Here is a 12,715-nt window from a genome sequence, read left to right as displayed (position 1 = left end):
CACTGTAGTGCCGTGGCACCTGGGGCCGGGTCGTCGTCCGCCGCGCCTTCCCTGCCCGGTCGGCAGCCGACAAGCGTTCCGGACGTATCCCCATACGTAGGCGTTCCCGCGTGTGTTCGATGGAAAGACGCTCGCTTCGGTCCGTCGGTTGCCGGGGCCGGACGTGACCGATCTCAAGTGATCGTCCGCGTAGTACTGGTCAGGCACTTTTGGGGGCAGAGCTGACCAATCAAGATCACTTACCATCGGGTCGTGGGCGCGTTGTCAGTAGCAGGTGCGAGGATGCGTGCGACAGCAGAACTGGCCGACGCGCTAGTGGTGGTGGGGGGAAGTCCGCGCCCGCGCAGAAGGGACCGCTGACGGCGATGCAGATCCGGCTGACCGTCGTAGACCCGCTGGGCCCTGCCGCGCAGCGGGGCCGGGCCGTGAGCCGCGACGTGCTGGTGACGGCGCCGGCGGGCACGGACCTGGCCGCGGTGGCCTCCGCGCTGGCCTCGGCGGTCACCGGCGACGGCAGCCTGGGCGGCCGTGAGCCGAGCGGCGCCCCCGTCGTGCTGTACGCCGGGGTGGAGCGCCTCGACGCCCGCCGCCGCATCCTGGGCGAGCCCCCGCTGGTCGACGGCGCCGTGCTGTCCCTGGGCGCCCCCGCCGCCCCCGAGCCGCATCCCGAGCTGGACGACGCCCCGACCCAGCTGCATGTGATCGCCGGCCCCGACGCGGGCGGTGTCCATCTGCTGCACGGCGGCCAGATCACCATCGGCCGCTCCGCCGACGCCGACGTCCCGCTCGACGACCCGGACGTCTCCCGGCTGCACTGCGCCGTCACGGTCGCCGCCGACGGCCGGGTCGCGGTCGCCGACCTGAACTCCACCAACGGCACGGCCCTGGACGGCACCCGCGTCACCGACCGCCCGGTCCGCCTCACCCCGGGCGCCCTGCTGCGCATCGGTGAATCGGCCCTCAGGCTTACGCCCTCCGGGGGGTCGGGGGCCCGGGTGGGCACGGCGCCCGACGGGGAGGGGTGCGTGCGGGTGCTGACGGGGGACGAGGGAGCCGACGGCGGTCGTGACGGTGCCGATGCCGATGCCGGCACGGCCGTACCCGCTCCGGCGGGCCGCACCCATCACGCCTACGGCACGGCGGGCTGGGGAGCCTCGGGCGGGATGACGGCGGGCCAGGAGCACGGCCCGGTGGAGCCCGCGGTCGTACCCGCGCAGGGCGATGCGCCGAGGATCGAGAGCCACCCGGGTTCCCGGACCGCCGCCGGACGGCCCGGACCGCGCGGTGGCTCCGGCGACACCCACGCAGGCCGCTCCGGAGTGCTCGGCGACCCGGGCGACACCCGCAGGACCGCCACGGGTCCCACGGCCACCGGCCCAACACCCTCCGGCTCGGGCTCCGGCTCGGGCGGCTCCGGCTCGGGCGGCTCCGGCTCGGGCGGCTCCGGCTCGACGGCCTACGGATCGAGGGCCTCTGGGGCGGCTGCTTCCGGAGCGTCTGCTTCCGGATCTCCGGCCCCCGGTTCGACGGCCTACGGCTCCGGATCGACGGCCTACGGTTCCGCGGCCTTCGGATCGAGGGCCTCCGGAGCCTCTGCCTCCGGATCCCCGGCCCCTGGTTCGGCGGCCTACGAATCCGCGGCTTACGAATCCGCGGCTTACGGATCGAGGGCCTCCGAGGCGGCTGCCTCCGGATCCTCAGCCCCCGGTTCGACGGCCTACGGACCCGCGGCCTCCCACCCGACGGCAGCGCCCCGGTCCGCGTCGGGTGCCGCCCCGGCGGCCGGGCACCCGACGCGCCCGACCGGCGACGCCCTCTCCTCGCACCCCGACGACCCCGACGCCCCTTCCGTCCCCTCCGGCGGGCGCAAGGGCACCCCGCTCCGCGGCACCGACGCCCCCGCCCTCCCCGGCGCCCGCAGGCGCGGCGGCCTGGGTGCCTGGGCGCGGCGGCTGGCCGGCGGGCGCGGTGAGCCCCCGACGGCCGCCGACGACGAGACCGTGGCCGACGACGGCACCGCCGCGGCCCCCGGCGCTCCCGTCCAGCCCGAGACCTGGCCCGACCCCGCCGCGCTGCTCCTCACCGCGCTCGGCCCCGGCCCCCGCCTCTGGGAGCGCGGCCCCGGCCACCCCGAGACGCTCACGGTCCGGCTCGGTACGGCGGACCGCCCGACATCCGACGGCTCGGGCCTGCTGCCCGCCGTCCCGGTCACCGCCGACCTGCGCGAGGCCGGCGCCCTCGGCCTGGCGGGCCCGCGCACCCGCCTCTCCGGCCTCACCCGCGCGGTGCTGGCCCAGCTCGCCGCGCTGCACTCGCCCGACCTGCTGGAGATCGTCCTGATCAGCGCGGACCGGGCCCGCCCCCTGGAGGAGCGCACGGCGGAGTGGTCCTGGCTCGGCTGGCTGCCGCACATCCGCCCCGGGCACGGCCAGGACTGCCGCCTCCTGCTGGCCTACGACCGTGAGCAGGCCGCGGCCCGCGTGGAGGAGCTGCTGCGCAGGGTGGAGGACCTGTCGGCGCCCCGCAGGCCCGCCACCCCGTCCGACCGCCCGGCCCCGGCCCCGGCACGCGCGGCGGACGCCCCACCCGCCGACGGCGCCCACCGCCCCTCCTGGGCCCGCGAGGACCTCGGTGCCGTCGACGGCCGGGGCGGCTTCCCTGGGCCGTACACGGTCGTCGTCGTGGACGGCGATCCCGGCGGCTCCGCGCTGCGTGACGCGGTGGCCAGGCTGACGGTCGCCGGGCCGCGCGCCGGGATACATGTGATCTGCCTGGCCGAGACGGCGCCCACCTCGCCCACCTCCCCGGTCGAGGAGACCTACGAGGCGGCGTGCGCGGTGACGCCGACGTTCCGGGAGTGCGGGGCCGTGGCCCTGCTCAGCGGGGACGTGGCGACGGCGCTGCACCTCATGCGGGTCTCCTCGGGTCCCGTCGGCCCCGGCATCCTCGCCGCGGTGGACGCGGTCTCCGCGGCCTGGGCCGAGCGGTTCGCGAGGGCGCTGGCCCCGCTGCGCCCCGACGGCCCGGCCGGCGACCGGCACACGCGCATGGCCGCTCCGCTCCCCCAGTCCGCCCGGCTGCTGGACGAGCTGGGCCTGGCGCGGGCGACCCCGGCGTCGCTGATGGCCCGCTGGGCGGACGCGGCGGACGACACCGAGTCGCTGGGCGGCCGGGCCCGGGCGGTGCTCGGCGCCGGACCGCGCGGTCCGCTCGGCGCCGACCTGGTGGCCGACGGTCCGCATCTGCTGATCGAGGGCCCGTCCGGCAGCGGCCGTACGGAGCTGCTGCGGGCGATGGTCGCCTCGCTGGCCGCGGCCGAGCGCCCCGACCGGCTGGGGATCGTCCTGATCGACGGCCGCGACGGCGTCGGCACCGGTGCCGGGCACGGCGAGGGCCTCCGGGTCTGTACGGACATACCGCACGTCACGACCCACCTCACCGCCAGCGACCCGGTCCGGATGCGGGAGTTCGCGCAGTCGCTGAGCGCGGAGCTGAAGCGGCGGGCCGAGCTGCTGGGCCGCTCCGACTTCACCGACTGGCACGGCCGGCGGGAGATCTCGGGCCGCATCGTCCCCCAGCGCAACCGCACCGCTTCGGGTGCCGCCGACATAGAAGCCCCGCCCAGCTCGACGCTCCGGCTGCGCCCCTCGGCCGGCGCCGCGGCCCGCCGGCCGACGGAGGCGCCCCCGCCGCTGCCCCGGCTGGTGGTCGTGGTCGACGACCTGGACGCCCTGGTCTCCCCCGCGCTCGGTTCGCCGGGGCGCCCGGCCGCCGGTTCCGTGATGCGGGCGCTGGAGGCGGTGGCGAAGGAGGGTGAGCGGCTCGGCGTCCACCTGGTCGCGGCGGCCGGCACGGGCGGCCGTACGGCGGAGACGGAACCCGCCCGGCAGGCCACCCTGCGCGTCACCCTGGACCCACCGGCCACCGGCCCCGACGAACCGGCCCCGGGCCGCGGCCGCCTCACCACCCCGGACGGCCGCACCACCGCGTTCCAGGCGGGCCGCGTCACCGGCCGCATCCCCCGGACGGCGACCCAGCGCCCCACGGTGGTCCCCCTCGACTGGCCCCGTATGGGCGACCCGCCGGCCCGCCGCCCGGTCCGGGAACTGGGCAACGGCCCGACGGACCTGGCACTGCTGGCGAGCGCGGTGGAGCGGGCGGCGAAGGAGGTCTCGGCCGCGGAGGTGCCCTCGCTTCTGTGAGCGAGGGCGAGTGAGGGTGAGCGAAGGTGAGTGAGGGCATGCGAGGGCATGCCCACCGCCCGTCCGGCGTTCGGCGCCGGTCACCGATCACAACGCGATCACGATCCCCCGCGCTGACCTGTCGGCCTACTTGCCGCGTACGCGGCGCCCGCGTAGACCGGAGCGCACGGGACAGAGTTCTGACGTTCAATGAAGAACGACGAACGGGGAAGTGATGCGCGCCATGAGCAACACCATCCGGACACGCAGGGCCGTCACCACACTCGCCGCGCTGCTCGCGGGAGCCCTCGCACTCACCGCCTGCGGAGGCAGCAACGACAAGAGTTCCGGCGGCGACAACAGCACCGGCGCCACCGCGACGAGCACCCTCACCCTTCCGAAGCTGAACGGCACCACCCTGGAGGTCGCCGCGGTCTGGACCGGGCAGGAGCAGAAGAACTTCAAGCAGGTGCTCGCGGAGTTCGAGAAGCGCACCGGTGCGAAGGTCACCTTCGTGCCCGCGCAGGACCCGATCATCAACTTCCTCGGTTCGAAGATCGCGGGCGGCCAGCCGCCGGACATCGCGCTGCTGCCGCAGCCCGGCGCGATCAAGCAGGCCGTGCAGAAGGGCTGGGCGAAGCCGCTGAGCGCGGACACGATCGCGGAAGTGCAGAAGAACTACGCGCAGGGCTGGCAGGACATCGGCAAGGTCGGCGGCAAGCAGTACGGCGTCTACTACAAGGCCGCCAACAAGTCGCTGATCTGGTACAACGCCAAGGTCTTCGAGAACGCGGGCGCCAAGGAGCCCAAGACCTGGCAGGACCTGCTGACGACGGCGCAGTCGGTGTACGACTCGGGTGTCACGCCGTTCTCGGTGGGCGGCGCGGACGGCTGGACGCTGACCGACTGGTTCGAGAACGTCTACCTCTCGCAGGCGGGCCCGGAGAAGTACGACGAGCTCACCCAGCACAAGATCAAGTGGACCGACCCGAGCGTCAAACAGGCGCTGACCACGCTCGCCCAGGTCTGGGGCAAGAAGGGGTACATCGCGGGCGGCGCGTCCGGCGCGCTGCAGACGGAGTTCCCGGCCTCGGTCACCCAGACCTTCACCGGCGGCGACCAGCCGAAGGCGGCCATGGTCTACGAGGGCGACTTCGTGCAGGTCAACATCGGCGAGACCAAGGCGAAGGTGGGCACGGACGCCAAGGTGTTCCCGTTCCCGGCCGTCGGCTCGACCGCGCCCGTGGTCTCCGGCGGTGACGCGGCGGTCGTCTTCAAGGACTCCAAGGGCGCCCAGGCGCTGGCGAAGTTCCTGGCCTCCCCGGACGCGGCGACGATCCAGGCGAAGCTCGGCGGCTATCTCTCGCCGAACAAGAGCGTGCCGAACTCGGCGTATCCGAACGAGGTGCAGCGCAAGATCGCGCAGGCCCTGATCGCCTCCGGCGACGACTTCCGCTTCGACATGTCCGACCAGGCCCCGCAGGCGTTCGGCGGCACCCCGGGCAAGGGCGAGTGGAAGGACCTGCAGGACTTCCTGCAGAACCCGACGGACGTCGCGGGCACCCAGGCGAAGCTGGAGAAGGACGCGGCGGCCGCCTACGGCAGCGGAAGCTGACCCGGCGATGGCATCACCCGCCACGGCGGGGGTCGGCAAGACCCCCGCCGCTCCCCGCCGCCGCAGGAGCGTGACCGGTACCCGCAGGACCGTGGCGGCGCTGTTCCTGCTCCCCGCCCTGGTGCTGCTCGGCGCGCTCGTGGTCTACCCGATCGGGTACTCGCTGATCCGCAGCTTCTACAACGCCAACGGCGACGGTTTCGCCGGCTTCGACAACTACAAGGCGATCTTCACGGACGACGGCATCCGCACCGCCCTGAAGAACAACATCATCTGGGTGGTGTTCGCGCCGACGGTCTCCACCGCCCTCGGCCTCGTCTTCGCGGTGCTGACCGAACGGGTGCGCTGGGGAACGGCGTTCAAGCTGGTCGTCTTCATGCCGATGGCGATCTCGATGCTGGCCGCCGGCATCATCTTCCGGCTGGTCTACGACCAGGACCCGGACAAGGGCGTCGCCAACGCGGTGTGGGTGGGCATCCACGACACCTTCGCCCAGTCCTCCGCGTTCCCGAACGCCCACCCGGGCCGTGCATCGCCCCTGAAGCCCGACCAGGGCGGCTTCATCACCGGCGGCACCGTCCGCACCGGCCAGACCGTTCTCCTCCCCCTCGTCGGTGTCGCCCCCGACCAGATGCCCGGCGGCGCGAAGAGCGCCGTGGCGGCGAAGCCGGAGCCCGGGAAGATCACCGGCACCACCTGGCAGGACTTCACCCGCGGCAAGGGCGTCGGCAGGCTGGGCGTGCCCGACCCGTCCGAGCTCGGCTACGACGGGATGCGGATCGAGGCGGTGAAGAACGGCAAGGTGGTGGCGTCGGCCACGGCGGCGGCCGACGGCACCTTCAGCCTCCCCGCCGCCGCCGACGGGGCACAGCTCAGGCTCCCCGCGAGCAACTTCAAACAGCCCTACAACGGCGTCGACTGGCTCGGCCCGACCCTCGTCACCCCCGCCATCATCGGGTCGTACGTCTGGATGTGGGCGGGCTTCGCGATGGTGCTGATCGCGGCCGGGCTCGCGGGTGTGCCCCGGGAGCTCCTGGAGGCGGCCCGCGTCGACGGGGCGACCGAGTGGCAGGTGTTCCGCAAGGTCACCGTGCCGCTGCTCGCACCGGTCCTCGCGGTCGTCACCGTCACCCTGATGATCAACGTGCTGAAGGTCTTCGACCTCGTGTACATCATCGCGCCGGGCTCCTCGCAGGACGACGCGAACGTGCTCGCCCTGGAGCTGTACCGCAAGGGCTTCTCGGAGGGCCAGCCGGGCATCGCCAGCGCCATCGCGGTGTTCCTGCTGCTCCTGGTGATCCCGGTGATGTGGTTCAACGTGCGCAGGCTGCGGCGGGAGGAGCGGCGATGAGCTGGGTACTGGAGAAGATCAACAGCGGTCTGGTCCGTGTCTTCCTCATCGTCGTCGCCCTGTTCTGGCTGGTCCCGACGATCGGGCTGCTCGCCTCCTCGCTGCGCTCGCCGGACGACATGAGCGCGAGCGGCTGGTGGAACGTGTTCGCCAAGCCGTCCCAGCTCACCTTCGAGAGCTACCAGAAGCTCCTGGAGAACAGCGACATCACCAACTCCCTCTGGAACACGATCCTGATCACCGTTCCGGCGACGGTCCTGGTCGTGATCATCGGGGCGCTGGCCGGTTACGCGTTCGCGTGGATGGAGTTCCCGGGCCGGGACTGGTGGTTCCTGATCGTGGTCAGCCTGCTGGTGGTGCCCGTCCAGGTGGCGCTGATCCCGATCGCCGAACTCTTCGGCAGGATCGGCCTGTTCGGGACGATCTTCGGGGTGATCCTCTTCCACGTCGGCTTCGGCCTGCCGTTCGCGGTGTTCCTGCTGCGGAACTTCTTCGCGGAGATCCCGCGCGAGCTGCTGGAGGCGGCCCGCCTCGACGGCGCCGGTGAACTGCGCCTGTTCACCCGGGTGGTGATGCCGCTCGGCGGGCCGGCGATCGCGAGCCTGGGCATCTTCCAGTTCCTGTGGGTGTGGAACGACATGCTGGTCGCGCTCGTGTTCACCAAGTCCGGCACCCAGCCGATCACGGTCGCCCTGCAGACCCAGGTACGCCAGTTCGGCAACAACGTCGACGTCCTGGCCCCGGGCGCCTTCATCTCGATGGTCATCCCGCTGGCCGTGTTCTTCGCGTTCCAGCGGCAGTTCGTGACCGGCGTGATGGCGGGCGCGGTCAAATAGCCGTACAACCGCACGAGCGGCAGGGCGAGTCGGTCATCGGCTCGCCCTTCGCCGTTCACGCACGGTCACTCACATGACGTACGGAACCGTAACCAAATCACTCCATTGGCCGTTCCCGGGCAGAACGCCCGCGCCGACCGACCCATGGATGCCCCTTGCCCAGGTTCAGTGTCATTGTCCCCGCGTACAAGGTCCAGGCGTATCTGTCCGAGTGCCTGGACTCGGTGCTCTCCCAGTCGTACCCCGATCTCGAACTGATCGCCGTCGACGACTGCTCGCCGGACGCCTGCGGTGCGATCATCGACGAGTACGCGGCCCGTGACGCGCGGGTCCGGCCCGTGCACCTGGCGGAGAACCGGGGCCTGGGCGGCGCCCGCAACGCGGGGATGGAGCAGGCGCGCGGCGACTACCTGCTCTTCCTGGACAGCGACGACACCCTGACGCCGGACGCGCTGCGGGCGATCGCCGACCGGGTCAAGGAGACCGGCGAGCCGGACGTCCTGGTGTACGACTACGCGCGGACGTTCTGGACGGGCCGGGCGGAGCGCAACAAGGTCGCGTCGCAGCTGACCGAGGAGGGCCCGGCACCCTTCCGCCTCGGGGACCGTCCGGGTCTCCTGCGCGTGCTGATGGTGGCCTGGAACAAGGCGTACCGGCGGGAGTTCGTCGAGCGGAACGCGTTCGCCTTCCCGCCCGGTTACTACGAGGACACCCCGTGGACCTACCCGGTCCTGATGGCCGCCGAGTCGATCGCGACCCTCGACCGGGTGTGCGTGCACTACCGGCAGCGGCGGGGCAGCATCCTCGGCACGACCGGCCGCGGGCACTTCGACATCTTCGAACAGTACGACCGGGTCTTCGCGTTCATCGAGGAGCGGCCCGAACTCGCCTGCTGGCGGGCGGTGTTGTTCCGCCGCATGATCGACCACTTCTCGACGGTGTTCACCAGGCGGGACCGGCTCCCCAAGGGCACCCGCGGCGAGTTCCTGCGCAAGGCCCGTGCCCACTACCGGCGTTACCAGGTGGGTGGCGCGAAAATCCCCGTCCGCACCCGGCTGCGCCACGCCCTCGTCCACTACGGTCTGCACCGCACCTACCGCGCCCTCCAGCTCGCGATGTCCGCCCGCCGCCGGGCGCTCAAGGCGGGCGTCAAGTCCGTGCGCGGCCTGCGCTCGGCCCTCCTCCAGCTGCACTACCGCGTCCAGCTGCGCCTTCCGCTGCGCGCCGACCGCGCGGTCTTCGCCGCCTACTGGAACCGCGGCCACGGCTGCAACCCGGGGGCGCTGGAGAAGGCGTTCCGCACCCACGCCCCGCACATCCGCACCGCCTGGATCGCCCGCCCCGAGCACCAGCACACCATCCCGCCGGGCCCGCGCCGGCTGCGCCCGGGCAGCTTCGCCTACTGGACGGCGCTGGCCCGCTCCACGTACCTGGTGAACAACGTCAACTTCGACCGGCGGCTGAAGAAGCGCCCCGGCCAGGTCTTCGTGCAGACCCAGCACGGCACCCCCCTCAAGCACATGGGCCTCGACCTCCAGGAACACCCGGCGGCGGCCGACGACATGGACTTCGAGGAGCTCCTGAGGGGAGTCGGCAAGTGGGACTTCCTGCTGTCCGCCAACCGCCACACCACCCTCACCTGGGAGCGCGTCTATCCCGGCGGCTACACCACCCTCGAATACGGCTATCCGCGCAACGACGTCTTCCAGCAGGCCACCTCGGCCGACGTGACCCGGATCCGCGAGTCGCTCGGCATCCCCGAGGGCACGGTCGCACTGCTGTACGCGCCCACGCACCGCGACTACCGGCGCACCCAGCGCCCCGCCCTCGACCTGGACCGGATCGTGCGCCGCCTGGGCCCGCGCTTCGTGGTCCTGGCCCGCGCCCACTACTGGCACGGCGGCCCGCCGGCGACGGCCCCCCGGGTGATCGACGTCAGCGACCACCCGACCGTGGAGTCCCTCTGCCTGGCCTCGGACGCGCTGATCACCGACTACTCCTCGATCATGTTCGACTACGCCAACCTGGACCGGCCGATCGTCGTGCACACCGAGGACTGGGACGCCTACCACGCGGCCCGCGGCACCTACTTCGACCTGCGCTCCAGCCCGCCCGGCGCGGTCGCCCGCACCGAGGACGAGCTGATCGACATCTTCGCCACCGGCCACTGGCGCGGCTCCCGCTCCGCCGAGCTGCGCGCCGCGTTCCGCGAGCGGTTCTGCCGGTACGACGACGGACGCGCCGCCGAACGGGTCGTACGGCATGTGGTGCTCGGCGAGACGGCGCGACTGCCCGAGGTCATCCCACTGGACCAGCGGCACCCGGTCCCGTCGGCCGCTTCGGGGCTCGCCCACTCCCCGCTGGCCACCGTTCCGCAACCTTCCGGCCATCCGCCCGTCACCGAGAGCCGCTGAACGCCGTTTGCCTTTCAGGGAGTTTGTCCATGCCCCCGAACACCTCGCGGCCCACCCCGTCCCGGCCGTCCACCTGGCGGCCGACGGGGAGACCGGGCCGCGTGCACACCTGAGAAAGAGCAGCATGCCCCGCTTCAGCATCATCGTCCCGTCCCACGGGGTCGCCGGCCGGCTGTCCCAGGCGCTGGACTCGGTCCTCGCCCAGTCCTTCGGCGACCTGGAGCTGATCCCGGTCCCCGACGCGCCCGACGCCCCGGCCGCCTCGGTCGCCGCCGGGTACGCCGAGCGGGACTCCCGGGTGACCCCGGTGCACTCACCGCCGTCCGCCGGGCTGAGCGGGGCCCGCAACACCGGGGTGCGGGCGGCGAACGGCACGTATCTGCTGTTCCTGGACGGCGACGACGTACTGGTCCCGGGCGCGCTGGCGGCGCTCGACGCCCGGCTCGCCGAGACCGGTGACGTGGACGTGCTGTACTTCGAGCACGAGCGGACGCCGTGGTGGGAGGGCGAGCCGAGCAACCCGGCGGCTGCGCTGCTGGCGGGCGCTCCGCAGGGCGCGTTCGCCCCGGACCGGGCCCCCGGGCTGACCGGTGTGGCGCTGCCGGCGTGGAGCGCGGCCTATCGCCGGACGTTCCTCGCGGACCGGCGGCTGCTGTTCCCCGACAGCCATTTCACGGACGTCGGCTGGGGCGGCCTGACCACCGTCGCCGCCGAACGGATCGCGGTGCTGCGCTCAGTGGTCGTACGGCACCGGCTGCGCCGCCAGGGCAGCCGGCTCAACCTCCCCGGGCCGCACCAGCCGGAACTCCTCGACCAGGTGGAACTGGTGCTGGAGCGGGCCGCCGGGCTGCCGGGCGAGCGGGCCCGGCCGCTGTTCGAGCAGGTCTTCGGGCTGGTGCTGAAGACGGCCGCGCGGCCGGAGCGGATGCCGTCCGGGCACCGGGCCTTCTTCCGGCGGGCGCGGCGGCTGCACCGCACGCACCGGCCGGCCGGGTTCCAGTGGCCGGGCGGGAGCGTGGGTGTTCAGCACCGGCTGCTCGCCGCGGGCGCGTACACGGCGTTCCGGGCGCTGCGCGGGATCAACCAGGTGGCGGCCACCGCGGCCGAGCGGCTGCCCAGGCCGCAGATGCCGCTCACCCGGCTGCGCTACGCCCTCGACCTGCGCCGCCCGCTGGACCCGAACCTCGCCGTGTACTGCGCCTACTGGGGGCGCGGCTACGTCTGCAACCCCGCCGCGATCCACGCCACGGCCCGTGAACTCGCCCCGCACATCCGCTCGGTGTTCCTGGTCGAGGCCGGCCAGGAACACACCGTGCCGGGGGACGTCGAGTACGCGGTGATCGGCAGCCGCCGCTACTGGGAGGTGCTGGCCCTCGCCAAGTACCTGGTCAACAACGCCAACTTCGCCGAGGGGATCGTCAAGCGGCCCGGCAGCGTGCACCTCCAGACCCAGCACGGCACCCCGCTGAAGAAGATGGGCGTCGACCAGTCGACGTACCCGGTGGTCGCCGCCCGGACCGGCAGCTTCACCAGGCTCCTCGGCCGCGTCGACCGCTGGGACTTCAACCTCTCCGCCAACCGGCACTCCACCCAGACATGGGAGCGCGCCTTCCCGGGCTCCTACGAGGCGCTGGAGTACGGCTATCCGCGCAACGACGTCTACTACACGGCGTCCGCCCACGACGTGGTCCGCGCCCGGCGGCGGCTCGGCGTCCCGGACGGCAGGACGGCGGTCCTGTACGCGCCGACCCACCGCGACCACCAGAGCGGCTTCGAGCACGGACTCGACCTGGAGGCGTTCTGCGAGGCGGCCGGTGAGAACGTCGTCGTCCTCCTGCGGGCGCACTACTTCTACGACCGGGGCCCTGCCGGGGGCACCGGCCGGGTCATCGACGTCACCGCGCACCGCTCCGCCGAGGACGTGTGTCTCGCCGCGGACGCGCTGATCACCGACTACTCCTCCATCATGTTCGACTACGCCAACCTGGACCGGCCGATCGTCGTGTACGCCGACGACTGGGAGGTCTACCGGCAGACCCGGGGCGTCTACTTCGACCTGATGGCCGAGCCGCCGGGCCCGGTCGCCCGCACCCCGGAGGAACTGGCGCGGATCTTCCGCGACGGCGCCTACCGGGGCCCGGAGTCCAAGCGGCTGCGGGCCGAGTTCCGCGCCCGGTTCTGCCAGTTCGACGACGGGCTGGCCGCCGAGCGGGTCGTACGACGGGTGTTCCTCAACCAGCCGCCGGAGGCGATCCCCGCGGTGATCCCCCTGGCAGAGCGCCTCCCGGCGCCGACCGCCTCCCTCGTCAGGAGCTGAC

Annotated in this window: 6 protein-coding genes; all 6 read left to right on the top strand. The window is 73.0% G+C overall.

Annotated elements, in window-relative coordinates:
* Positions 1 to 365: 365 nt before the first annotated feature.
* The 6 genes from AB0D85_RS47510 to AB0D85_RS47485 all read left to right on the top strand — a co-directional run bounded on the left by AB0D85_RS47510 (position 366) and on the right by AB0D85_RS47485 (position 12,714).
* The gene (locus AB0D85_RS47510) at positions 366 to 4,202 is read left to right on the top strand and encodes an FHA domain-containing protein (RefSeq protein WP_362336234.1); all 3,837 of its coding nucleotides are present in this window, start codon (positions 366 to 368) and stop codon (positions 4,200 to 4,202) included.
* Between the two features lie 214 nt (positions 4,203 to 4,416).
* On the top strand, positions 4,417 to 5,796 hold the full coding sequence (locus AB0D85_RS47505) for an extracellular solute-binding protein (protein ID WP_362336231.1): 1,380 nt from the start codon (positions 4,417 to 4,419) through the stop codon (positions 5,794 to 5,796).
* 7 nt (positions 5,797 to 5,803) lie between these two features.
* The gene (locus tag AB0D85_RS47500; protein WP_362336228.1) at positions 5,804 to 7,147 is read left to right on the top strand and encodes a sugar ABC transporter permease; all 1,344 of its coding nucleotides are present in this window, start codon (positions 5,804 to 5,806) and stop codon (positions 7,145 to 7,147) included.
* Entirely contained in the window at positions 7,144 to 7,983 is an 840-nt protein-coding gene (locus tag AB0D85_RS47495) for a carbohydrate ABC transporter permease (RefSeq protein ID WP_362336225.1), read from the top strand. Before AB0D85_RS47500 ends, AB0D85_RS47495 begins: the two co-directional genes overlap by 4 nt.
* 155 nt (positions 7,984 to 8,138) lie before the next feature.
* Complete coding sequence (locus tag AB0D85_RS47490; RefSeq protein WP_362336222.1) at positions 8,139 to 10,397, top strand: bifunctional glycosyltransferase family 2 protein/CDP-glycerol:glycerophosphate glycerophosphotransferase; 2,259 nt, start codon at positions 8,139 to 8,141, stop codon at positions 10,395 to 10,397.
* A gap of 124 nt (positions 10,398 to 10,521) precedes the next feature.
* Positions 10,522 to 12,714, top strand: a complete 2,193-nt coding sequence (locus AB0D85_RS47485; protein ID WP_362336219.1) for a bifunctional glycosyltransferase family 2 protein/CDP-glycerol:glycerophosphate glycerophosphotransferase — start codon at positions 10,522 to 10,524, stop codon at positions 12,712 to 12,714.
* Position 12,715: the final 1 nt, after the last annotated feature.

The sequence above is a fragment of the Streptomyces sp. NPDC048277 genome (assembly GCF_040652235.1).
Classification (GTDB): Bacteria; Actinomycetota; Actinomycetes; order Streptomycetales; family Streptomycetaceae; genus Streptomyces.
The sequence above is the reverse complement of the archived record's forward strand: the minus strand, read 5'-3'. Positions and strand labels throughout refer to the sequence as shown.